This is a genomic window from Candidatus Anaplasma sp. TIGMIC, from assembly GCF_028204095.1.
Lineage (GTDB): Bacteria > Pseudomonadota > Alphaproteobacteria > Rickettsiales > Anaplasmataceae > Anaplasma.
In genome coordinates this window covers 11,794-36,535 of record NZ_JAQLOH010000009.1, presented here as the reverse complement: position 1 = coordinate 36,535, position 24,742 = coordinate 11,794, and the positions used below count along the sequence as shown (strand labels likewise).

Annotated in this window: 22 protein-coding genes; 8 read left to right on the top strand and 14 right to left on the bottom strand. The window is 46.2% G+C overall.

Annotated elements, in window-relative coordinates:
* Nucleotides 1-388: 388 nt before the first annotated feature.
* The 7 genes from PGW94_RS01875 to PGW94_RS01845 form a co-directional block, all read right to left on the bottom strand.
* Nucleotides 389-1,213: a hypothetical protein gene (locus PGW94_RS01875; RefSeq protein WP_271758067.1), complete on the bottom strand. Its 825-nt coding sequence runs from the start codon at nucleotides 1,211-1,213 to the stop codon at nucleotides 389-391.
* A gap of 49 nt (nucleotides 1,214-1,262) precedes the next feature.
* On the bottom strand, nucleotides 1,263-1,409 hold the full coding sequence (locus PGW94_RS01870; protein WP_271758065.1) for a hypothetical protein: 147 nt from the start codon (nucleotides 1,407-1,409) through the stop codon (nucleotides 1,263-1,265).
* A gap of 679 nt (nucleotides 1,410-2,088) precedes the next feature.
* Nucleotides 2,089-3,060 carry a hypothetical protein gene (locus tag PGW94_RS01865; protein WP_271758063.1) on the bottom strand — a complete coding sequence of 324 codons (972 nt, stop codon included), beginning with the start codon at nucleotides 3,058-3,060 and terminating at the stop codon, nucleotides 2,089-2,091.
* Nucleotides 3,061-3,193: 133 nt separating this feature from the next.
* Nucleotides 3,194-4,528: a M16 family metallopeptidase gene (locus PGW94_RS01860; protein WP_271758062.1), complete on the bottom strand. Its 1,335-nt coding sequence runs from the start codon at nucleotides 4,526-4,528 to the stop codon at nucleotides 3,194-3,196.
* Nucleotide 4,529: 1 nt separating this feature from the next.
* Entirely contained in the window at nucleotides 4,530-5,930 is a 1,401-nt protein-coding gene (locus tag PGW94_RS01855; RefSeq protein ID WP_271758059.1) for a M16 family metallopeptidase, read from the bottom strand.
* Between the two features lie 81 nt (nucleotides 5,931-6,011).
* Entirely contained in the window at nucleotides 6,012-6,509 is a 498-nt protein-coding gene (gene lspA / locus PGW94_RS01850) for a signal peptidase II (RefSeq protein WP_271758057.1), read from the bottom strand.
* An 87-nt stretch (nucleotides 6,510-6,596) separates the two neighbouring features.
* Entirely contained in the window at nucleotides 6,597-7,511 is a 915-nt protein-coding gene (locus tag PGW94_RS01845; protein WP_271758055.1) for a bifunctional riboflavin kinase/FAD synthetase, read from the bottom strand.
* 68 nt (nucleotides 7,512-7,579) lie between these two features.
* On the opposite strand from PGW94_RS01845, the gene grxC reads away from it, so the two are divergent.
* Nucleotides 7,580-7,819: a glutaredoxin 3 gene (grxC, locus tag PGW94_RS01840; protein ID WP_271758053.1), complete on the top strand. Its 240-nt coding sequence runs from the start codon at nucleotides 7,580-7,582 to the stop codon at nucleotides 7,817-7,819.
* Between the two features lie 472 nt (nucleotides 7,820-8,291).
* Here grxC and prmC read toward each other — a convergent pair whose 3' ends face one another.
* The 4 genes from prmC to PGW94_RS01820 form a co-directional block, all read right to left on the bottom strand.
* Nucleotides 8,292-9,185 carry a peptide chain release factor N(5)-glutamine methyltransferase gene (gene prmC / locus PGW94_RS01835; protein WP_271758051.1) on the bottom strand — a complete coding sequence of 298 codons (894 nt, stop codon included), beginning with the start codon at nucleotides 9,183-9,185 and terminating at the stop codon, nucleotides 8,292-8,294.
* Between the two features lie 136 nt (nucleotides 9,186-9,321).
* On the bottom strand, nucleotides 9,322-10,116 hold the full coding sequence (gene map / locus PGW94_RS01830; protein ID WP_271758049.1) for a type I methionyl aminopeptidase: 795 nt from the start codon (nucleotides 10,114-10,116) through the stop codon (nucleotides 9,322-9,324).
* 8 nt (nucleotides 10,117-10,124) lie between these two features.
* Nucleotides 10,125-11,339 (bottom strand): dihydrolipoyllysine-residue succinyltransferase, encoded by a 1,215-nt coding sequence (gene sucB / locus PGW94_RS01825; protein WP_271758080.1) that lies wholly within the window; start codon nucleotides 11,337-11,339, stop codon nucleotides 10,125-10,127.
* Nucleotides 11,340-11,905: 566 nt separating this feature from the next.
* Nucleotides 11,906-12,439, bottom strand: a complete 534-nt coding sequence (locus tag PGW94_RS01820) for a gamma carbonic anhydrase family protein (RefSeq protein WP_410519518.1) — start codon at nucleotides 12,437-12,439, stop codon at nucleotides 11,906-11,908.
* 949 nt (nucleotides 12,440-13,388) lie between these two features.
* Here PGW94_RS01820 and PGW94_RS01815 point away from each other — a divergent pair.
* On the top strand, nucleotides 13,389-14,558 hold the full coding sequence (locus tag PGW94_RS01815; RefSeq protein WP_333939439.1) for a D-alanyl-D-alanine carboxypeptidase family protein: 1,170 nt from the start codon (nucleotides 13,389-13,391) through the stop codon (nucleotides 14,556-14,558).
* Between the two features lie 33 nt (nucleotides 14,559-14,591).
* Here the strand turns inward: PGW94_RS01815 and PGW94_RS01810 are convergent, their stop codons facing one another.
* Nucleotides 14,592-15,821: a protein-disulfide reductase DsbD family protein gene (locus PGW94_RS01810; RefSeq protein ID WP_271758045.1), complete on the bottom strand. Its 1,230-nt coding sequence runs from the start codon at nucleotides 15,819-15,821 to the stop codon at nucleotides 14,592-14,594.
* Between the two features lie 2 nt (nucleotides 15,822-15,823).
* Complete coding sequence (locus tag PGW94_RS01805) at nucleotides 15,824-16,105, bottom strand: succinate dehydrogenase assembly factor 2 (protein ID WP_271758043.1); 282 nt, start codon at nucleotides 16,103-16,105, stop codon at nucleotides 15,824-15,826.
* Between the two features lie 123 nt (nucleotides 16,106-16,228).
* Between PGW94_RS01805 and PGW94_RS01800 the strand changes: the two genes are divergently transcribed.
* From PGW94_RS01800 to purH, 5 genes are read left to right on the top strand one after another with little or no spacing between them, the layout of a single operon-like run.
* On the top strand, nucleotides 16,229-17,317 hold the full coding sequence (locus PGW94_RS01800) for a M50 family metallopeptidase (RefSeq protein WP_271758041.1): 1,089 nt from the start codon (nucleotides 16,229-16,231) through the stop codon (nucleotides 17,315-17,317).
* A gap of 5 nt (nucleotides 17,318-17,322) precedes the next feature.
* On the top strand, nucleotides 17,323-19,641 hold the full coding sequence (gene bamA, locus PGW94_RS01795) for an outer membrane protein assembly factor BamA (RefSeq protein WP_271758040.1): 2,319 nt from the start codon (nucleotides 17,323-17,325) through the stop codon (nucleotides 19,639-19,641).
* A gap of 2 nt (nucleotides 19,642-19,643) precedes the next feature.
* On the top strand, nucleotides 19,644-20,201 hold the full coding sequence (locus tag PGW94_RS01790; protein ID WP_271758038.1) for an OmpH family outer membrane protein: 558 nt from the start codon (nucleotides 19,644-19,646) through the stop codon (nucleotides 20,199-20,201).
* Between the two features lie 15 nt (nucleotides 20,202-20,216).
* Complete coding sequence (gene fabZ, locus PGW94_RS01785) at nucleotides 20,217-20,654, top strand: 3-hydroxyacyl-ACP dehydratase FabZ (protein WP_271758077.1); 438 nt, start codon at nucleotides 20,217-20,219, stop codon at nucleotides 20,652-20,654.
* A gap of 14 nt (nucleotides 20,655-20,668) precedes the next feature.
* Nucleotides 20,669-22,198 (top strand): bifunctional phosphoribosylaminoimidazolecarboxamide formyltransferase/IMP cyclohydrolase, encoded by a 1,530-nt coding sequence (gene purH / locus PGW94_RS01780; protein ID WP_271758071.1) that lies wholly within the window; start codon nucleotides 20,669-20,671, stop codon nucleotides 22,196-22,198.
* 46 nt (nucleotides 22,199-22,244) lie between these two features.
* Here the strand turns inward: purH and pgsA are convergent, their stop codons facing one another.
* The gene (pgsA, locus tag PGW94_RS01775; RefSeq protein WP_271758035.1) at nucleotides 22,245-22,883 is read right to left on the bottom strand and encodes a CDP-diacylglycerol--glycerol-3-phosphate 3-phosphatidyltransferase; all 639 of its coding nucleotides are present in this window, start codon (nucleotides 22,881-22,883) and stop codon (nucleotides 22,245-22,247) included.
* Nucleotides 22,884-23,379: 496 nt separating this feature from the next.
* Here pgsA and PGW94_RS01770 point away from each other — a divergent pair, with 496 nt between their 5' ends.
* Complete coding sequence (locus tag PGW94_RS01770; protein ID WP_271758033.1) at nucleotides 23,380-24,696, top strand: cbb3-type cytochrome c oxidase subunit I; 1,317 nt, start codon at nucleotides 23,380-23,382, stop codon at nucleotides 24,694-24,696.
* The last annotated feature ends 46 nt before the right edge of the window (nucleotides 24,697-24,742 follow it).

Sequence of the window (24,742 nt, the reverse complement as noted above, 5' to 3'; positions counted from 1 at the left end):
GCACCCAAGCACCCAAGCACCCAAGCACCCAAGCACCCAAGCACCCAAGCACCCAAGATCAGCCCGTATACATAACAATGTCAACAATTTTGAAGAAAGCACGCGCTGCGTCTGACCTCTTTAAAGAGGCACAACCCGAACAGGCCCACATCCCATAGAAATCGACAACCCATCCACGGCGCCCCACATCACGCAAACCGCCTCACTACATACGTTAGCTACAAAATGCAACACGCACACCAGAGAATGACGACAACAAAATCGCACCTAAGACGCCGCACCACAAACTCCGCCACCGGTGGTGGCCGGCAGCACATAATAGAAAACGGGGCACAGCCAGCTATACAGAGCTTGACACCCAACCACCTGCACCCCAGATTAAAAGATGCTATACAGAAACCTGAGCGGAATCCACCGATCTCGCTGCATCCAGCACCCTGTAAATCCTAACATGCACTATGTCAGAAGAGTCGATTTTCATCCTATCAGCACATGCTACTACGTCCTTTTCCGCAAATCTTTTAGCGCCATCATCAAGCACAACCATACGAGAGCGCTCCCTAAACAGCTCATTGAGTATACAGCTTACCATGAGTATAGCCACCGTTGAAGCCAAGGCCACCAAGCCTACCTGCGCTACAACGCTGGCCCCAGGAGCTGCAAGCGCATTTACAACACCAATGTAGCCAGTTTTACTCTCCGCAAACATAACCCCCAGAGTAGTAGCATATGTACACAGAGTAATAGCACCTACTATCGACATTGTTGTGCGCAGAGCCGCAGAGAAAGGAATACCACGCCCCCTATCATACAGGTTGGTCGTCACCTCTGCTTTTACAACACTACCTGAAACATATCCACCCTTGTCTGACAACAAGTTGCCTTGATCAAACGCACCTGTCGGCAACAGCATAGACAGGTCATATTTGTTCATTGAACGCAGCCTAACCGCATACACAATAGCACCCAACGCTGCAACAAAAGTCGCCGCTAAGGACATAAAAAATCCTGCTGCAATCGCATGTGGCTCAAGCAGCGACATGCCAGAAGCATAAACGTACGCAGCGCAAAAACTTACTACCGCCACACTGATTACTAAAGCCAGCAAAAAAATATCCCTATACAGGCGCGCGTTCCCAAAGCTATCTACTCCGGCGCCATCATTACTCTCAACCCTTTTAATATCCGCATCACCAGGCACTTCCAACCTCACACTACATTATCCACTAACACCTATATGCGCGGCAGCCGTTCTACTGCCACTATAACGGCAACAAAGCTGCTACCGGGCAACTCCCCGGCAACGTATCCATCCTTTCCAGCAACTCAACCGCAAGTGGTACATACACACCCCTGTACCATACTAAAGACAACGGCGATCGCAAGTCAATACCTACCATTCCGGCCATAAGAAAAACCAAGAGGCATTCCACTATAAGACACACGAAAAAATATACCTTGCACCGCGGAACAGCGCACCTAATTTATTAAGAATTAGTAGGCCCTGCTCTCCATTCCCACCAGGTAACCACATTAAAAACCTAAGCTTTCGCAATACATGTACTTAAAAGCATTAAGCTTCCCTGCAGTTTATTGCACAACAAGAAGATTTCCTTAACACACAACACTTGTTGTCCCAAACCATCAATTAAAAAGCCTTCGTCGTCCTGGACAAAAAATCCCAGGACAATGTCCACTGTACGCCAGCGCGCTTCAGACTACCAGATCTGTTTTTCATAACCCAAGTAAAGACACGACCTAGCCGCAGCACACACAATGTGCAAAGTCCCTACGGATGGACTTCATACACATACTTACATACAAATGTGTGAACGCCCCACGACAAAAATTACAACACCGTGGTCCACAATGAGTTCAATTAAACCTCGCCACCTACCAAACACATCGGAAATCTCCACCTCTGGTAAGTTAATCTATACTTCAACATAGACGGACCCAAAGAGCTTATCCGCGTATACCGCGCTACAACAAGCATAACAACCTTACACAAGCTAAAAATAGCGCCGCATCAACTTAAGATGCGTCAGACCCACCTACCTACGTGCTACATAATGGCTCTACTGCGCATTACTTCCCAACAAGCTGGAAGGCCCCTGTACTTTTAGCAGACACCACACACTCAACAACTGATGTGTGGTCATCCCGCTGCTTGCCTTCGCTCAGCAATGAAGTGACATACTCCGCACTACCCAACATGCAGGAAATATAACCAGCAGTCGCCGCATCATTAACCATTCGAGTCGTTGTAACATCATCAGCAGCAGGTCTTCCACTTTCGTATGCAGTAAGCCCACGAAACGTGCCGTCACCAACAGTATCCTCACTCTGCTCATCATTTATCCGAAGCGGAACATGACAATCTGGGAATACAAACACTCGCACATTCGATACCCCCTCCTCGACAAATAACCTAGCTATGAAAAGGAAAGCTGTCGATACCAACAGGGATACTGCAGCGATTTTAAGGATTGTAGCGGCAAGCGCCACCCCAGGAATAACCGCACCTGGGCTTACAGATAATAGCTGTTGTAACGATACTCCTTTACCCATCAGCATGCCAAGCGTTACAGCAAACAAGAACATCGATGCAACAACAAAATGTACAAGACACAACTGGAATGCGCTATAGCCTTTCTGGCCACCAAGCCTCGTAACCCTAAGATTTAGTCGCGTTCCCGTAACCAGAGTGTTAGAAGATATGGTGCCCTCTGCCGAGCAAAATCTGCGACTACGTTTCTCAAGGGCCGCAACTATCGCCATGTATACCAAACACAAAAGCACCATGCCCGTAGCGATCAAAGATGCAGCAAATACGGGAGTACGGGGCGAAATCATAGCACCGGAGGAGATCGCATATGATATGGTAAACAGCGTTACCGCAGTGCAAGCCACAGCACACAGAACCCCTGCCCTGTAGTATTTCTTGCTAAACGCAGTCTTGCGCAAAACTTTCTCAAGCTTTTTATCAATCAGCACAGCATCTTCTGCCATATTTCCTCTCACTATAATTGCACGAAAGATCGCCCCGGATAGCATCATCACAACCCTACTCGGGCTGCCAATTCATTATATCATTTTTATCGCCGTAGAACCACAGGATCGTCTACAAAGTGCAACATCATACCACACGCCACGAATGCCGGTAGACTTTGTGCTACAGTCCCAACATTCATTACGTAATTGAAGCACCAATGTTATTTCTGGAACCAACTTCAACTATGGTAAAGTCTCCAAAAAAGTCTTTGGCAAACTCGTTTACATCCCGCAGAGTCACAGAATCGTAAATGGAACTATAATTTCTTATATAATCCACTCCAAGCCCACGCAACTGCAGCTGCACCAATTCCGCAGCAACAGAAGAACGCTTTAAAAAGGCAAACACAAAGGAGTTTATTAGATCTGCCTTCGCTATCTTGAAAGACTTCTCATCAAGACCTTTTTCTTTAACAGAGTTTATGGTCTTTAAAAGTGCCTTTACTCCCTCCTTTGCTGTAGTGCTGTCTGTAAACAGCGCACCTTGTAAAAGATCTGCTCCTCCCCCGTGCCGCAGGGAGCTAGATACATTATAAGTAATACCCATCCGCTGCCTCAGCTCCTGCATAAGCACTGAGCTCAATCCTATACCTCCCAGCGCATTGTTCAGAACCTCCGCTACATGGTATTTGGGGTCTTTATATGATACACCCTTAGTCGCAAAAACTATTACACTCTGCGGCGCAGAATACTTGACGTACCCACGCAAACCTAACTTAGGATGAGCGCTTTGGATTTCTTTGGTATTCTGACCACGTGGAATTCCCGCAAAAGACCTATCAAGAATATCTGATAGCACTTCCTTGCTCACATTACCCGTAACTCCTATCACCATTTTGTCTAAGTCAAAGTTCTCTCTCCGGTAGCTTTCGACATCTTCCAGCATGATGCTCTCCACCGTAGGTATAGTACCTTGCACGGGATAAGCATGCGGATCATCTCCAAACATGATCTTGTCAAGCATCTCAGACGCCAGAACAGTTGGTTCCATCGCGCTACCGCGGATGTCGGCCTTTTGCTTTTCTTTTTCTACGTTGAATACGGCTTCATCAATAGATGCATAAATCAAACTACTGCCAACGGCAGATAGAGCAAAATCCAGATTCTCTGCAAGAGTCTTGATGCTAACGTATATGTTGTCCCCATCAGCATAAACATCCAGGGTTACTCCTCTTCCCTGTAGCTTTTTAGCAATACTCTCACCATCTTTTGCCACAGTACCACGGGCAATCACAGATGAAACAAGCGCCGCTAACCCCTTCTTGCTTACTGGATCATATAGCGAGCCAGAGTTTTTAAACGCCATAGTAACGGCAACCATAGGCAGCGTGTCCTCTTGGATATGCCAATACTTGTTGCCTTGACTAGTAACAACATCCTGCACGTTTACATCCAAGCCCCTTGCAAAGCAATGTGACCCTGTGGACAGGATGACTACAAAAAATAAAACCCTTAACAATGCGCTTTTATTCATGTTACCCCTCCATGCTTGCGTTCACACTTGCGTTTTCATCACCGTGCTCCTGAGCACCCGCGTTGGCGGTATGCACGTCTTTATGTGTGAGATGCGCCTCCACTGTGGCTCCAACAAATGTCTCCCGCAGTGCATCGTTTATATCATCTACTGAAAGGCTTTTGATTATCTCTATCATCTGCTCCGGTGGCGTAGGTTGGACACCCGCAGCAAGCATCCCTGCATAAACCCATGCCCGACTATCCATACCGTCCAGGCTATATATGAAACTTGCGGCGTTCCTGTACTTTGCACTCTCTACCAACTCCTCTGTCACACCTGATTCTACCAACTCAGCTATTATTTGCTTCGCTTCTTTACTGATATCTTCAGGCGTAATACCTGACTTTGGCATCATTTCAATGGCAACAATGCCACTGCTTTTTTCTCGATCGCTATATGATGTGTCCACACGGGTGGCAATCGACCTTTTACTCACAAGTTCATGGTGAAGTACACCGAATTCACTTCCCGCAACAATCTCCGAAGCTATTCCCATCGCAGCTCTTTTCTTTGGATCGGTCGTAGTAACAATGCTTGGCGCCTTGTAGAGCATTGCAACAACGGGATCCGCTATGTCGGGATGCTGCATCCTCACAATTACGTCACTTCTGTGTGGCGGCTCCGCCTTGGTTAAAAATGTCCTTTCTGGAGCTGAATGCCTATTCTCGATAGACCCGTAATAGCTCTTAGCCAGCTTAACAACATCATTAAAGTTAACATCACCTACCACAAGCAGAATGGCATTGTTGGGATTGTAATACTTGTGATAAAAAGCATCTACAGAGTCCCTACCGTAGTTCGCCATTTCGTGCTCCCACCCTATTACTGGAGTACCATACCCATTCCTATAGAATATGTTATACACCTCCTCGAATATGAGACCCTTTATGGAGCTCTCTACGCGCATATTTCTCTCTTCGCGCACTACGTTACGTTCCCGCTCTATATGCCTATCTGTCAACAACAAGGAGTGCATCCTATCCGCTTCCATCTCCATAACTAAGGGGAGATGACGTTTGTTTATAAGCTCATAATACGCAGTATAAGGAGTAGACGTTGCGGCGTTGAGCTCTCCACCAAGCTTGCTCACAGTATCCACAAAGTCAGGAAACTTCTTAGTGCCAGAAAACATGAGATGTTCAAAAAAGTGTGCGATCCCCGACAGCCCCGGAGGATCATCCATCCCTCCAACCTTGTATATTAGCATATGCATGACCACAGGCAGTCGCTTATCCTGCATTACGTAGACTTGCATACCGTTCTTTAACTTGGTAGAGTGCAGCTTCTGTAATTCTCCTGCGTCAGCTATGCCTGCGAGGAGCACGAAAAACAGAAAATAGGCTGAAAAAAACACCTTCATCGCTTCAATCCAAAAGTAAGTTACAACCTTTCCTAAAACCTACCGTAGAAAGTATTTCAGTTATGTTAATTGCAGGAGCATTCATACACCTCGTTTTTCTTCGCGTTTTTCCAAGCATGCTTTCGCTTCTATCCATAGAAACGCTACTACTCCCAACACTATGCAGGCGTCAGCTAAATTGAATGCGGGCCAGTGCAGTTCCCCAATGTGCAGGTCTATGAAATCATACACAGCTCCGAATCTTACGCGATCGAGAAAGTTGCCTATGGCCCCACTGTCAAGAACACTAAGCCATACGACCTTACTTGTGCCCTGAGCTCGTATCAACATCACTATAAGCATCAGTATGATAACCATGGTTATGCACATGAAAGTAACGTTACCGTTCTCCATGTCGCTGAACATACCAAAACTTATTCCTGTATTCCAAAGCTGCACCACATTGCAGTACTCACAAACTACAAAGCTACCTTGTGATAAATAAACCTCAGATGCATACCACTTGCTAAACTGGTCAAGGGACAATACAGCTATCAGAACCAACACACTTATTACAGCCTTCTTCACGTCATAACCCATACATCACTAGCAGGAGGCGACATGATAGCACAAATCTCGTCATCTCAAAGTAGAATAAGCAACACTTTTAGCATGTATGTGTTGTAGTTAACGTCCGGAATTTCTGACTTCCTCAATGTCCTTTTTGATCTGTATCACAAGTTGCTCTACGCTATCGAATTTTCGTTCCGGTCTTACAAAGTCCACAAGCTCAATAGTGACTTTTTGGCCGTAAATTTCTTGATCAAAATCGAAGATGTGCATTTCAAGTATAGGGGCTTCTTCTGCAGAAAATGTTGGCCTAATCCCCACGTTAACAATTCCCTGTAGCCAAACATCTGCTTCTATCATAACCCTAGCACTATAAACCCCCAGTCTTGGCAAAATCGTGTGAGCCATACTGAGGTTCAGCGTTGGGAACCCGATAGACCTGCCACGGGAACTCCCTCTCATTACACTACCGCTGACGGAATGGCACCTGCCTAAAATTAGGCTAGCAGACCTCATATCACCATTTTCAACACATTCTCTAACAGCAGATGACGAATATACAATGCCACTATCATCCGTGAGCGGAGCAACAGACACAACCTCATAGCCGTAAACCTTAGCGCATTCATGCAGCGTACTGAGATTACCCTCACACCTTCGCCCAAAAACGCAATCTGTCCCGACCACCACATACTTCGACATGCAGCGTTTTACCAAGATGTCTTCTATGAAAGCCGTGGGCGACATTGCCGCAAACGACGGACAAAACTCAACTACATGTAGATATTCTATTCCGCAGTCTGCTATCAAATTGACTTTGCGCTCAAAGTCAATCAACAGAAATTGCTCCCTGTTCCTTACCACCGTAGCCGTATGTGGGGAAAAAGTAAGCACCGCAGACGCAAGATTATGCATCCTAGCCAAACGCACCACCTCCCTGAAGACATGCACATGCCCCTTGTGCACTCCATCAAAATTACCAAACGTGAGTACCACTTCTTTGGCGCCAGGACGCCCATAAAGCACTTCCATAAAAAACTTTACATACTACCGAAGCTATGCTAGCAAGCTCATATCTGAGTTAGCGGAAGGAGGGTGATATGCGAGATGTTCTCATATATACCAAGGTTTCCTGTCCATATTGTACTAGGGCCAAGGCTTTGTTCAACAAAAAAAGTATCCCCTTTAAGGAGATTGTGGTAGACAATCCTGCGACGCTCAATGAAATGGTAGAGCGTTCTGGGCGTAAGACCGTACCACAAATATTCATTGACGGAGAAAGCATAGGAGGCTGCGACGATCTGTACGCATTGTATGAGTCTGGACAACTTAAATTCTAGGCCCTCAGAATCCACGTAATGTAGCGGTAGGCAGCGCTAGCATAATGCTCCGCACATCTGCTTTTCATCTTATGCCGGCAGTGCGAGGCATTGCTCCATGAAACGCTTTCATGACCTCTCGTTCTCATTTCATCAAATTCATCCCCATGCCTAGCCTATAAATCATGCGGCTCTGGCCCATAAAACATTAATGTTCCCGCCACCAATGGCATTTAAGTAGGCAATCTACTGCAACAACAATCCTAAAACCCAGGTGGTTAGGGGTTTATCTGCGTAAAACTCTGTTAGAAAGCTGTTACGAGCATGGATTCTTACCATAGTGACCCGTACCTTAATGACGCATTCGCCCGGGGAGTCATGCAGTTAAGAAATAACAATAAACACTCCGGGGTTACAATAGTACGCATAGAGCATAGATTACTGCTGGAAGATTATGGCCGGCATCGACAAATAGTGATTCAGTACACAGTTACTATTTGAGTAAAACCGCTGTACGTGGCGTGCAATACTGACGCTGATTTGCTTTTTTAAGGATAACACATCTAGGCAGCCCCGCTAGATCATTAACGTAGCCACAAAAACACAAACCACCCCTAATAGCTGCAGCCCTTACCGCTACTTGATCTTCACCAATTTCAAGAATAGCCTTCCCATCGCTTTTTAAGCATCTTCGTAGCACCCTAAAAATTTGTAGATACTTTTCCATGCCACTGATTCCACCGTCTAGTGCCAGCATAGGTTCATGTAATCTCACTTCGGGTTGCAAACCTGGTATTTTGCTCCTTTTGATATAGGGAGGATTGCTGACTATGAGGTCAAATTTACCTACACAGCACTCCCAACCAGCATTGCGTAATTTTACTCTTCTCATCATGTTATGCCGAACCAGGTTTTTATATGCAACACGATAAGCCTTTGTGCTCTTTTCAAATGCCGCGCCAACGGCGTTTTTGTAGTATGACATTAATGCTATAATTATGCACCCAGAGCCAGTGCCCAAATCTGCTATGTTTATTCTCCGAGCTCGATTACTACACAGCTTTATTGCGGTAGATATGATAGTCTCCGTATCTTGCCTGGGATCCAGTACATCAGGACTAACGGTAAAGTCCAAACTCCAAAACTCCCTCTTACAGGTAATATGCGATATAGGCACACCCGCTAAGCGCTTTGCTATAACTTGAAAAAACTCCTTGGCCTTTTCTGAAGACACAACTAAATCCCGGCCAGTCAGTACTTCCAACTCACTAAGTCCTAAAACGTGACCAGCAATAAGCCGCGCATCGAGCATTGGCGTCACAACACCTACACGACTCAGAACTGAAGTCGCTTCACTCAGAAGTACCGCAAGTTTAGTCGCACACATACACGTAAATCATTAGAACCCCGTCCAGCATCTAGACTTGTAAAGTTTTATAGGTGGGGCTCTAGCAACTTACATTGTTACAACACCACACCGACTCCGTATATATACGAAAATATACAGTATTTAAGAGTATGAGTTATAAATACGGGGGGAAATGCCAATTTTTTGGAGACCTAGTGAACACCTCAACGCCATCTTTAGTCACACCAAGAGAGTGCTCAAACTGCGCTGACAGCGAAAAGTCCCTTGTGGTCACCGTCCATCCGTCGTTTTTATCAAGCACCGTATGGTGCTTACCCGCATTTATCATAGGCTCAACGGTAAAAAACATCCCCTCCTGAAGAATAACTTCATCCTCCGGATCATAGTAATGAACGACGTTAGGAGAAGCATGAAATTCCTTACCTATGCCATGGCCGCAGTAGTCCCTTACTATGGAGTACCCATATTTGCTTATTTCCTGCTCTATTGCTAACCCTATACTGTTCAGTTTTTCACCAGGTTTTATACACGAAATTGCCGCCCACATCGCTCTGTAGCTGGCCTCGCATACGCGCTTTGCCTTAATCGTGACACCATCCCCAACCCAATACATTCTGCTAGTATCACCATGCCAACCATCTAGGATTACAGTCACATCTATGTTGACTATGTCACCAGACTTTAATGCCACATCGTCTGGAATCCCATGGCATACAACAAAATTTTTTGAAGTGCATATAGACTTAGGGTATCCCCTGTAGCCCAGGGGCGCTGGTACCCCACCCGCCGATACTATAAAGTCGTGACATAAAATATCGAGCTCGTTAGTAGTTACCCCGGGCATAACATGCGGTGTTATGTAGTCTAAAACCTCAGCTGCTAATCTGCCAGCACGCCTCATCCCAACAAACCCCTGTTCGGAGTGTATGGTAATAGCACTACGTTCCACTAAACCCCCTAGATACCAAGAGCCATCCTGTTAGGATCCTCTATATATTGCTTAACACGAACCAAAAACGTAACTGCACCCTGACCATCAACTATCCTATGATCATAAGAAAGCGCAATGTACATCATCGGCCGGATCTCAATCTTACCATCTATCACTACAGGACGCTCCTGTATTGCGTGCATACCCAGAATACCAGACTGAGGAGGATTAATTATGGGAGTAGATAGCAGAGAGCCATAAACCCCGCCGTTCGTTATAGTAAACGTCGCGCCAGACATATCAGCTACAGAGAGCTTGCCGCTCCTTGCCTTCGTACTAAGCTCCACAAGAGTTTGCTCCATTTCCGCAAGCGTCATGGAGTCTGCCCTTCTTATCACGGGAACAACCAAGCCCTTGTCAGTACCGACCGCAACCCCTATGTTGCAGTAGTCCTTGTATACAATTTCATTTCCCGAAATCTCAGCATTGAGTACTGGAATCTCCTCAAGAGCAAGAACCACCGCTTTTATAAAGAACGACATGAACCCAAGCTTGACATCATACCGCTTTGTAAAAGCATCCTTGTACTTGGACCTTAGATCCATCACCCTGCTCATGTCCACCTCATTAAAGGTGCTGAGAGTTGCAGCTGTGTTCTGCGATTCTTTGAGCCGCGCCGCTATTACCTGGCGAATTTTACTCATCTTGACACGCCGCTCACCAACGATGTTCCCGTGACAATGCTCTAAGTCTCTAGCAGGCACCTTAGAAGCTTGGCTTGAACCTACATTAGCCGCGCAAACGCTACCCGTTGCCCTAGACGCAGGTGACGAGTGTAAACCCGCAACAAAGGACTCAACACTCGGTATCTCCGGCCCCTTGTTCAAAACATTAACACCGCCGCGTGTGTCCGCAACCTTATTTCCCTGATTCAAAGAGCTCGACACCGCTTCTCCTTGGGAAGGCTGCACCTTTTCTACAGGCTTTTCGGCAGCTTCTTGCCGTACCACAGTTGCCAGTACTTGCCCCTTGGTGATAGTCCCATCGTTGACGACTCTAATATCTCTGATCACACCCGAAACAGGCGACGAGATCTCAAGAGAGGTTTTATCAGTCTCAACAATAAAGAGCACCTCCTCGGCGCTTACAAAATCGCCAGCATTCTTCAAAACCCTAACGGGGGCCTCAAGTATAGACTCCCCACCGAGATTTTCAGCCTTGACCTCTACAGTGTCACCCATAACAAAAACTAGAACGACAGACGGAGATGTAATGTAATCCACAAAAGACCAAAATGTCAAACACAGATCGAATACTTAATAACTTAAGTGCTCACGCTATTATACCGTGTAGCTTGTGGCTATTTAGTTGAAACCCAAATACTTCGCTTTTCCACTCGTTTACTACGTCACCCAAAGGCTCCTTGGTGATACAGATCTTAGTGACACAGGTACTGCCTCACTCGCCTCGCACCGCTGCTATGGCACTATCAGCTTCAGTGCCGCGCAATGTAGCTCAATTTATCAATACCAACATACATGGAGCCTTGGGATGCTTACACTATGGGCCAAATATCCCACAAAAGTACTCTGCTATTTACGGAATCGTTTATCAAACATGTGAATCACGTCCGGAATTGCAGTACCAAATTCACATCCGGAGCAACCGGGATGCCTCACACGCAATAGTCCACGCTCCTAGGAGAGCATCTTCCCCGCATTAGAGCATGTAACAAAACTGATCCGAGACCGTTACGCAACGCCCCTGAATACTTCTTCCATGCAACTTAGCCGGCCAAGTACTAAAATTACGCACCTAATGACGACAAGTACTCTCGTGCCAACGCTACATAGTTCTCTGCAGATTCGCGCAGGTGCAGTATTTCTTCATCAGTTAGCATGCGCAACATCCTGGCTGGTCGGCCAGCCCACAGCTCCCCTGTTTTCACTACCTTGCCTTTAGTTAACAGCGAACCCGCAGCTAACATGCTTTCTCGCTCCATCACCGCACGATCCATAACTATCGACCCCATACCCACAAATGCGTAATCCATGATTGTACATGCATGCAATATGCAGCTGTGTCCTACGGTTACACACATACCTATTTCCGTACTGCCCTGCGCACGATCAGTATGAACGACAGTAAGGTCCTGTATATTCGTACTATCCCCAACCACAATTTTGTCCACGTCTCCTCTAAGTACAGCCCCGTACCATATGCTAGCGTCTTTCCCGACAGATACATCACCTACTAAACTCGCATTTTGGGCGACAAATGCTGTACTGTCTACAGATGGATATATACCTGCATAGCCAAACTGAGCACTTTTCACATTCACAGACTCACCCTCGAGTACCACAAGCAGGTATTGTGCCATCATACATAGTAACGCACCAGTACTACACCCTGTCAGAACCAAATAAATGGCACTTCTGTAACGTATTTACTCATGAATACAACAATTACTCCTTACAACATCTTCATGTAATCTCTTTACTCTGTATGGCTGCATACACCTCTCTGATGGTTCAGACTCAAGATTACAAATGCCGCGTACCGGGCTGCTCATTGGGTTAGATGTCCCGCAAGATCGCGTATCATGCACGGAACTATAGTTACAAAACAATACTGCGGAGACTACTGATCTCGCCGCACAGCCCCTATCACAACTATAGACACCTGTATACGGGTGCACAATTTATGCGCACCTTAAGGTCTACTACACTTCATCACAGCACTGCCGTAGCATATATCGCACTTATGGCAGTCCTGCGAGCAAAGCAACTCTACCAATTTCCGTGGCAGCCTTTAGACATCACTGCAGCAGCAAAGTTCAGATAACCGCTTTACAAAAACACGGTGTTCTCCATAGCACCACTGCTACGAGCACACATGCCTTCGATATGCAATACGTTTCAGAAATCGTAATAGCGCTAAGTAAAAAACATCCCATGAAATACCCATCCGTGGGCTATATTTCGTGCTAAGACTCTTTATTAAGGGACGGCAGCAGATTTTTGCACCACACAATGTGCCCTATAACACACTCAACTTCTGCGGTGTTTAACACTACATGAAAGTCGCCCTGCCTAAACAAACATCGTTACCATATAGCTACATATTTCAATGGTGCCATCATTGCCAACATAGTAATACCGCCATTGCCGAAGCGTGCTACTTATGCTAAAAGGCTGCTGTTGTTCATGTTCTACGAACCAAGTTGAGCTATGGGTTAGTGACAACAGTGCCCAAGAGCTTTTTTGATACTAATCGTGCATGGTACCAGTATGATTGCCCCGTTTCGTTTTTCCAGAGCAGTAATGCGTTTCAGTTTGCAGCTTTTTGCACTCTGGGTCTTCGCTTACGCTTCGGTGTATCCCTTAAGTTCTCATGCCTCTGTCCATACCAAGGCACCCCATGCCGTGGTGTTTGAGTATGGCTCCAACACAATACTGTTTGAACGGAACATAGACACCCCAACCCATACAGCATCAATGAGCAAGCTGATGACGTTGTACATAGTTTTTAGGCACTTGCAAGCAGGGACCATAAGCCTGGGGGACACTTTTCAAGTCAGCAAAACCGCACATAGTGCCGGGACTCCATCAGCGTTTCTCCGGGCAGGACAATATGTAACCGTAAAGGACTTGATCAGAGGGGCTGCTGTAGTATCTGGAAACGATGCATGCATTACCTTGGCCGAAGGTTTGTATATTTCGCAGGAACAATTTGTCGAGGAGATGAATAAGGTGGCCAAAGCGTTGGACCTTAAAAACAGTAGCTTCGTGAATGTTACCGGCTGGCCCGGAGGGAATAAAATGTCAGTGAGGGATATGCTGACTCTCGCCAATAGGATACTGCACGACTTCCCCGAATACTACAGCATTTTCGGAGAGAAGCAATTTTCCTACAATGGCATTGTCCAGAAAAGCTACAATACGTTACTGAATTATAACAACGTAGAGGTTGATGGCATTAAGACCGGGCACACAAAAGACTGGGGTTATGGCATTATAGCTTCGGCGGTTAAGGATGGACGCCGAGTAGTAGTAGTGGTCAATGGCTTACAAACAGAAACAGAGCGTGCATACGAAGTTAAAAAGCTTATTTCGTATGCCTTTAACCGCTTTGGCACTAAAACCGTGTTCGAGGCAGGTAGCATAGTGGGAGAAGTACCGGTAAGCCACAGACGCGGAGTTACATTACCTGTATACGTTTCTGAAGACGTAGTGGCAACTTACCCAAAAAGCATGGAACATAACATTAAGGCATTCATTTCAGCTCAAGAGGACGTAAGCGCGCCTATAGAAAAGGGACAAAGAGTTGGAACACTTACAATTAGAGTGAGAAATACCCTGGAGTACAAATTCCCCGTGTACGCCTCAAAGTCAATCTACCCGCGTTGTAGGATTTGCCACTATGTGAAATCGTTGTTTCACAAAAAGTTCGGTAAGTAGTCTTCACGGAAGCTCTGGAAACCGTAGCGGGATTTACGGCAAAGCCCTTGCCGGATCGTCCAGGTTCCTAAGTAGGATCTCAACCAGTTTGCTCTCACTAAACATTTGGGGTATGTGGTCATTCACAAGCTTGCCTCTCACATATAACGCATAATAAGGGACACTGCCTGCTCCCATCGTACTCAAGTATTTGGCTATCTCTGCATCCATACTTGTCCAATCGGCCTTCACGTACGTAACGCCTCTAGAACGCAGCACCTCCTGAACACCGGGTGAGGCTATTATCAGCTCATTAGCCTTACACGTGAGGCACCATTCCGCGCCTACAGACACAAAAACAGTAGCTCCGCTGTCCAGAAGCTTTTGCAGTTTATCTATAGTAAAGTCGGCAACAATGACCTGCCTTTGCCCGTGCATTGCCCCGCCATCGTAGATGCCTCCAATACAATAGGAAGATATGAGTACAAATGTGGCTGTCAACATAAGCGACACAGCACCCATAGCTGACCCAGATTTAAATACCAACCTTAGGACCCACACAAATAGCACCAGTCCTACAACAGAGCAAACTGCCGGAAATACAACCCCAGAGCCCTTCTGGCTAACTAAAACATGCAGAAGCCATGCCGACGTTAGGTACATCGGGAACGCCAAAAACTGTTTCAAATGTTCCATCCATGTCCCAGACTTAGGCAACAGAGCCTTTGCTCCTGGAATGAAGGAAAATGCCAGGTACGGAAAGACCATACCTAGACCAATGAATTGGAAAATCAAAATCGAAGTAAATCCTGGCTGCAGGATAGAAAAGCTAATCGCAGATACCATGAACGGCGCAGCGCACGGCGTGCCCAAAAGCGCAGACAGAACCCCTGCCAAGAAGCTACCTAGATTGCGTGACCCATTGTAACCAACCATGGGCATCTTAGTAGAAATCTCATACCATCCCGAAAACGATAGACCGACGAGAAACGTAACATTCATCAACACAGCAACCAGTGTGGGCGATTGCAGCTGAAACCCCCATCCCAAAAGCCTTCCCGTTGCACGAAACAACAATAGCGCACACGCCAGACCCAGCATGCCGACGAGTACCCCAGCAGTGTATGATGCACAGTCTTGAAGCGCGCCGCTATCTCCCTCCGCTCTGCGTTTGAGAACAGAAACAACTTTCAGGGAAAGAATGGGAAAAACGCACGGCATGAAGTTGAGAATTATCCCACCTATAAACGACAACGCAAGTGCGTTAAAAAGCGCCACATCCATGACTACACAACCCCTGTTTCACCCTTTCTCCCTGCGTAACCGGCTATAAGCCTTATAAGATCTCGATCTATCCCTTCTGGAATTGCAGCCCTACCCACAATGTAGGCATATAATAGGCCATCATCAAGTTCTGTAATCTCCTCATATCTGGCAAGCTGCTCCTCGCTCAGAAGGTGCAGATGCCGTTGGGCGAAACTACCAAGAAGTATATCCATTTCCTTACAGCCTCGGTGAACACTGCGGTACAATAATCTACTTCTTCGCCGGGTATCTAGGTCTCTCACTAATCAGAACTCCGCAAGCCAACCCAAGCCACTACCCAGAAACTTTATACGGCACAATAGTGTTGTCAAGGATATAAATATGGTATAACATGCTCCTGGTTTTCGAGCTTGTTGAGTGGCCTTATGTTGTCCTTAGCGCGGGCTGTCGGCGCTTTTCAGGAGGGTTCATTTTACGTGGCCTCTTTTCTACTCGTGCTCTCGGTAGTAGTGTTTGTTCATGAGTACGGTCACTATTCCGTTGCAAAGCTTTGTAAGGTAAAAATCGAGACTTTCTCTCTGGGATTCGGCCCTGAGCTTTTCGGTATCACTGATGGCTCTGGTACGCGCTGGAAGTTCAGCTTAGTGCCCGTAGGTGGGTACGTTAAGATGTTCGGTGATGTCATAGGAACAGATATCTCTGAGAGTGAGCGGCGCAACTCGCTCCATGAGAAACCACTGTGGCAGCGTTTTCTTATAGCCTTTGCCGGCCCTGCTGCGAACTTGTTGTTCTCACTTCTGGTGTTCTTTCTGCTCTTTAGCACTCGGGGTGTAATGAGCCCGCTACCAGTGGTTGGCAGTGTGTTAGAAGGCAGCACTGCGGCGCGCATAGGCATTGAAACTGGGGATAGGATCGTTACTATAAATGGACATGAGGTGACGTGGTTTGAGGAAATACGGCACTATATAGCAGGCAGTCAAGGCGATTATCTGACTATTGGCCTTTTGCGCAATGAAAGGCTACATCATCTGTCACTAGGTCCTGAAGAGTGGTCTGATGGGTCAAAAAAGCTAGGGATAACTGCGAGTGCATCGCCGGAAAATGCAAGAAGTAGGCGGTTGACGGTCATCAGTGCTGCGCGTGAGTCTTTCGGGTGTGTGTACAGGATTGTGAGGATAACACTGACGGCTGTAGTGCAGCTCATTACGGGCTCACGGAGTGTGGATGAGCTAGGCGGACCTGTGCGTATAGCTAAGCATTCTGGAGATGCCATCCGCAATAAAGAAGGGCTGAGGTTTGTTGGGCTAATTTCTGCAAACCTAGGAGTGATTAATTTACTGCCTTTGCCCATGCTGGATGGAGGGTATATGTTGCAGTATGTCCTGCAGTGGGTATTTAGACGCAAAACATTGGATCCAAGACATTGCAGCATAGTTATGGTAATAGGCTTTGTGCTCCTGGTATCTCTGATGGTTTTTGTCACCTTCAACGACGTCAAGAGCATTTTAAAATGAGACATATGAGATATTTTTTAGTTTTTGCCCTACTGGCCTTTATGTGCGCTACTGTTGTCACGGCACAGGCTGGGACGGTTGAAAGGTTACGAGTTGAGGGAACAAAGCGACTAGATGCTGCCACTGTGGAGTTCTATGCCAAGGTTACACTGCCTGGGGAGCTTGCTGCCACGGACGTTGATGCGGTTTTGAAGAATTTGTATGCCACGTCGCTTTTCAAAAAGGTGGATGTAACGGTCGTGGACGAAGAACTGGTGGTAACTGTGGAGGAGAATCCTATTGTTAGGAATATAATCCTAAAGGGCAACCATGTGTTCAGCGACAAAAACCTGGAAAATGACGTTCTCAAGCTGAAAAAGATGAGCGTTTACACTGAGGCAAAGTTGGAACGAGACCTGGCGAACCTCCATGCCCTTTACCAGAGTCGTGGACTGTTGGGAGTTAACGTTACACACGCTGTGGTTCCTGCGCCCCGTAACTATGTTGATATTATTATAAAGGTCGAAGAAGGCGCTACAACAAGGATAAAGAACATATTGTTCGTGGGAAATGACACATTTTCAGATGTGGAGTTGAAGAACGTGATAGCTTCGAAGGAACGGTCACTAACGGATATTTTTGGTTTCTTTGGGAACAGCACAAAGTTCTTTGCCGAGAGGCTAATGGTCGACCAATCGCTTTTGCGTGATTATTACACAAGTCGTGGGTACTTGGATTTTAAAGTGCGGTCAACTACTACAGAGGTAGGGTCAAATTTAGCTGAAGCAACAGTTATTTTTTCCTTGGAAGAGGGGAAAAAGTACCACTTTGGTACAGCAACCGTAACTATAGATGATGGTCCCATAACAAAGGAAGAGGAGGAACACAGACTCGCCAACATGATCTTAACTCGTGAAGGTGAGGTGTTTGACATGAGTCTGGTAGAAAGAACCGCTGCATTGCTAACTGCGTATCTGAACGAGCGTGGTAATCTCTTTGCTACCGTAAAAAACGATTACACTATCAAAGACGACGCAGTGAATGTTGCGTACAAGGTATCTCTCGGTCAGAGTGTATATGTACGTAGAATCAACATAGCGGGAAATACGCGGACTTTAGATGTAGTCCTGCGAAGAAAGTTAGGGATATCTGAAGGAGACGTCTATAGCACCTTTGCAATGAAGCAATCTAGGAAGAAGCTCATGAACCTAGATTTCTTCGAAACTGTGGATGTGAATACGCAGAAAATATCCGAAAGGTTAGTGGACCTCAATTTCACAGTGAAAGAGCGTGGAACAGGTTCGTTTGACATAGGAGCTGGGTTTTCTCCTGCAAGCGGATTAGTAGGAAAAGTAAGCATAAAAGAACGTAACCTGATGGGCACAGGAAAAGTGGTGGCGTTTGATTTGATGAGGTCGCTTACTGGAATGTCGAGCACGCTGGACTTGGTTACGCCAGACATATTCGATAGTGAGGTCTCGTTCGGCATAGGCTCTTTTTACTCAAGGCAAGGTAGTGCTCCGGCGAAAAGTCTTGGGGGGTTATTCCCTTCTGACAGCCCTTTTAGCAGCACAAACGCAGGTTTTTCTGCCAGATTGTCATGTAGTCTTACTGATAGCGTAGCTGCGTCACTGCAGTATTATTACAAGTACCACAGTATACACAACGTTGGTAACTCTGCGTCCAAGTACATAAAAGAGCAGGAGGGTGTACATTTCGATTCGTCGGTGGGATATTCACTGTTATATAGTAGTATAGACAATCCTTATAAGCCCAAACGCGGAACTATGATCCGTATGAGTCAGTCTGTATCTGGAGTGGGCGGCAACTTGCACTATGTGAAAACTGAGGTATCCAGTGCGCATGTGTATCATGTCCTGCGGCGGTTTCATGACGAGATAACGCTTAAGGTCAAGCCTTCGTTCGGGTACGTGTTTGCTTATGCTGGTGAACACGTTAAGATTGGACAAAGGTTTTTCATGGGAAACAGTGAAATAAGGGGGTTTTCGTCTTCTGGTATAGGGCCGCGAGATATAAAGACCGGTGAGGCGTTGGGAGGAAAGCTGTACTACGGAGCCGTTACACAGTTGGACTTTCCTATAGGATTGCCAGACAACTTGGGGGTCAGAGGTTCGTTGTTCCTTGATATAGCAAGTCTCTCTGGTCTTGATTACAAGGAAGTGGAGGGATTTAGGACTAGTGATTTGCCCAGAGTGTCGGTGGGGTTTGGTTTTTCTTGGCAATCACCTTTCGGGCCTATAAGAGTCGACTTCGGATTTCCTATCGTGGCTGAGAAGTTCGATTCCAAGGATATGCTGAGAATTTCAACAGACGCGGGGTTATGATTATGGTTAGGTTTAGGCTGGTTACACTGCTATTTGTTCTGCTAGCATGTGTTGGACATGGCGTTGCTCAAGCTGCGACAATAGAAACTGAACGGGTCGGAGTGCTTTATGTGGATTCAGACAGAATATTGGGCGAGGCTCTCGTTGCCAAAGACATCCGAGCACAGATTGATCGCCGGCGGACAGAGCTGCAAGGAACATTCTCGCGGCGTAGCGAGAAGTTGCATCAGGAGGAAGAGGAGCTTATAAAGCAGAAAGGTATATTGAGCTCTGATGCTTTTGAAGCAAAAGTGATGGAATTCAGGCAATCTGTAGACACTATGAACCGTGATGTGGAGACTAAGATGGCAGAATTGGAAGCTATGTACAGTAATGCTATCGGGCAGGTGTATGAAAAGATACAGCAAATATCCAAACAGGTCGCGGATAGCGAAGGGGCAGCAATGGTGTTATTTATGACCCGTGGGCAAGTTCCTTTTGTAGTCAGCAGCGTAGACATTACGGAGAAGATTTTGGAAATACTGAACAAAGACTTGTCTCGAGTTAGCTTGGGAGATTGATAGAAGTACATAATGATGAAGCTAGATCACAAACAAGTTATGCGGGCTTTGCCGCACTCTTATCCGTTTCTACTTGTGGATAGAGTGTTGGATTGCAGCCCTGGTAAGCATATAACTGCCGTAAAGAATGTTACATGTAATGAGCCTTTTTTTATGGGTCATTTTCCTAGCAACCCAGTTATGCCGGGGGTGCTGATTGTGGAGGCTTTAGCGCAGGCTTCTATGCTGTGCGTTGTTTGTGATGATTCTGGTGTAAATATCCATCCTGATAAGTCTGTCTTTTTCATGTCTATTGATTCTGCGAAATTTCGCAAGGTTGTGGTCCCTGGTGATGTCCTGGTATTAAAATCAAGCTTAAGTCATAGACGCGGGCAGAGTTGTAGGTTCGAATGCAATGCGTATGTGGAAGACGTACTGGTATCTGAGGCACAGATATTAGCAATGATTAATTAAATAGTGTGGTTGTGGTGGTTAGTAATAATACAGGGACTAAAGTTGCTCTGTTGTCTGTGACAGACAAGAAGAGAATCGTGGAAGTGGCGCGTTTCCTGGTGGGAAACGGATATAGCATATTGGCCACAAAAAATACACACAAGCTTTTGATGGACGCCAAGGTGGCGTCGGTAGAGGTGTCAGATTATACGGGGCACGATGAAATAATGGATGGCCGCGTAAAGACTCTACATCCTAAAATCTTTGCTGGCATATTAAGTAACAGAACTTCACATGCGAAAGAAGCACAGAAGTGGAACATTGATGAAATAGACATCGTGGTGGTAAATCTTTACCCATTCAGTGAGTTTTGCAAGAGGTCTGCGGCGAAGGAGCAAGACATAGTGGAGCAGATCGATATAGGGGGTGTTGCTCTGATGCGTGCTGGGGCTAAGAACTATGCTCATGTGACAGTTGTACCCGGAGTGCAGGACTACGATAGTTTGTTCGAAGAGATCACAAATAACAGCGGCGTTACGACAATAGAGTATCGGAAAAAGATGGCTGCGAGGGCTTTCGCATTAACCGCCTCATATGATGCTCAAATACATGGTTGGCTTAGTGTAGATACAGAGCTGTTCCCCGATAGGATTGTGCTGTGTGGAAGCAAGGTACAAGATCTACGAATTGGTGAAAACCCTCATCAGCAGGCCGCTCTCTATAATATCGGACATAGGCCTATGCCTATAGAGCAATTGCATGGAAAGGCGCTGAGCTATAATAATATCGTTGATATAGAAGCCTCGATGAAGATAGTGGCTGAGTTTAGTATGCCCGCTGTGTCAGTGATAAAGCACAGCAATCCTTGCGGAGCTGCTATTTCGGATGATATAGGGTGTGCCTATGACAAGGCTATATCATGTGATCTACGAAGCAGTTTTGGCGGCATAATTGCATTCAATAGGAATATGACTATTGATATAGCAAGGAAGATAATGGGAATCTTCGTCGAAGCTGTGGTAGCGCCAGGATTTGATGATGGCGTTATCGAGACGCTAACAGCAAAAAAGAACCTTCGCATAATAAAGTCCATTCCATATGAGGGTACGCAGCTAATTTACAAAAGTACGTTGTGTAGCAGCCTGTTAGTTCAGGAACGTGACAGTGTAGCCGTGGAGATTGGAGACTTTGACTTGGTAACAGAGGCGGCTGCCACGCCTGAGGCATTAGAAGACTTAATGTTTGCGTGGAAGGTGTGTAAACATGTTAAGTCCAATGCTGTTGTCATCGCTCGTGATGGCCGCGCTATAGGAGTTGGAGCTGGGCAGATGAGTCGTGTTGACAGTGTAGAAATTGCTATTAGGAAAGCAGGCAACTGCGCAAATGCGGTGTTGTCATCAGATGCGTTCTTCCCGTTCGCAGACAGCATACAGCATGCCGTTTCTGCAGGAATCTCTGCAATAGTGCAGCCTGGAGGGTCGGTTCGTGACAAAGAAGTAATCGAAGCGGCAAATTTAAGCAGCGTGCCAATGTACTTTACCGGTTTGCGGAGCTTCTGCCACTAGTCGCACTCCAACGTCAGGACAGATGCGTTTGCTAGGCAGTAACGTGTTAGCAGCTTTTTGTTTTCACGAGGGCATCCCGTGTATACAGGAACATGGAATGTATAGACAGAATGGCTGCTACGCAAAGGAATGCTTCCCCTACACGTTCCACAAGTTCACCATACAAAACAACTCGTACAATGGAGAGAATTTGGGTGGACATTGCATTGTTAAGGAACAATAGCGTAGTGGATATTATTTGAGTTACTGTTTCGTCATCCAAAATCAACAATGCGGTTGCAATCATTTGAGTGACCGTTTTCAGCTTCCCCATTTCACTTACAGGAATGCTGATTTGTGCTGCCATAAGAAACTCTCTCATGCAAGACACAAGAATTTCCCTGCATACTATAACGATAACGAATATGACTGACACGCCGGATATCCTATCCGCGTGTACGAGCATCACTAGCGTTGAAATTACTATCAGCTTGTCGGCAGCCGGGTCAAAAACCCTTCCAAATCTGGACTGTACGCCCCACCTGCGAGCAAGATATCCGTCAAAGAAATCAGTAATGCACGCAAAAATGAATATAAGAAACGTCACAAAGTGCGCACACGTGCAGTTAATGTAGAAGCTCGCCACAACTGCTGGTATTGCAAAAACCCTAAGTACAGTCAATAAGTTGGGAAGAATTTTCCTCAAGACGCTACCTTACAAAACACACAGCGCATTTTTCTATCAGGCTACACAATCGTACAGAAACTAAAACGGCAACCACGCAGCACGTATTGCAACCCTGAGTTTGTATACCCACTTAAAACAAGGAAGATATCCAACACCACACTCACAAAACTAGTCACACACATTGCAAAGCTCCACCAGAGCACAGCCTCCAGAGGTAATGCAGATGCCACGCTATGCGCGGCGTGAAGACGCAAAACCATGAATCCCATAGTACTACGCAAAGGCACACCGCACTATCCCGTGCTTCAGCACTGCAACAGCAGCTTAGAATCATATATACGGGTGTGTCAAGTTATAGCTCCATTATCCCCACACAAAATATACTTATCGAAAGATCTGCTTATTACAAACTGCAATTTTTGTCCTTACCGTTTGTGAAATCCTTTTTTGTTTACACATCATATTCGTTACCTGTACCATGAACGCTACTTACAGCGCGGCCTTATAGTGAATTATGGTTTCCGTTAACAGTGACAATAAAGAGTCATGCCGCTGGTGGCTTATAACAGGAGTGCATGCTTTGGGTATATCAGGCATCCTGTCTGTGCTGATAGTGTTCCTTAGAATTCCGTTCTTCAAGGCTCTAGTGACAGATCCGGACAGGATCTTTGATCTGTCTTTGGTAATACATGTGAATTTTTCCGTGTTGGTTTGGTTGTGCTCAATATCCTCGATACTGGTGAGTATGACTATCCAGAAAAAGACAAAATACTTCTGTCATTCGTGGGCAATTTCAGCAGTGGGCACCATACTGATGGGCTTATCTACAGTGAGTAGCCATGCCGTTCCAATAAAGAGCAACTACATTCCTGTGATCGATAACACCACTTTTTTCGCAGGGCTTACATTACTTTTTGCCGGAGTGGTGATCAACACCCTACCCCTGTTGCGCCGTGCTGATACCCTTACAGCTTCTCCAGTATCGGCAGGAGTCTATGGAATTTCGGCGATGCTTTCGGCTGTACTTGTATGTTTCATTTCCGCACATGCTACTACAGGACCCGGCATGGATCGCCTGTCGTTTTACGAACATGTGTTCTGGGGCGCTGGTCATTTGCTGCAGGGCGTATTTAGTCAAGCGTTTCTTGTTGTACTGCTTTTGGAGATGAAAAAGTGTAGATTCACTCACCCATATCTAATAAGCGCGGTGTTCGTGACCAATACGGCTTCCATAGTAATAGCATCTGCATCACATGTTGTTTACCCGTCAGATTTCGCCGCTCTGGCGGAATTTTTTACCTGGCACATGCGTATAGCTGAAGGCATAGTACCCTTGTATCTAGTGTTTTTTGCGCTTGGCAATATAAAGCTCCTTACACTGCGGAGCAATCGCTATTTGCTCTATGCAGCGGTAATGTTTACATACGGCGGCGTACTTGGCATTTTGAGTATGCACGGTACTGTTACCATCCCCGCGCACTATCACGGATGCGTAGTGGGTATGACTGCAGCTTTCATGGGGTTTGTATATGTAATGTTACCTCGTCTGGGCTATAGAAGCGTGCCGTTGGCCTGGAGAAATATACAGCTCGGGCTCTATACCGTGGGTCAGCTTTGTCATATTACTGGCCTTGAACTCTTGGGAGGGTACGGTGCATTGCGAAAAGTAACATACTTACCTGACACAGCATCAAAGATAGCGAAATACTGTTTTTCCTCCGGAGGCGCTTTGGCAATATTGGGGGGATTTCTTTTCGTCCTGCTTGTGCTCTCATGTATATATCGAGGACGTAAAATGGGCGGAGACATAGCCTGTACAGAAGAAGTTTAGCTTTATTGCACTTATGTTTTCCTCGGTGGGTACTGTCGGCTGCGGC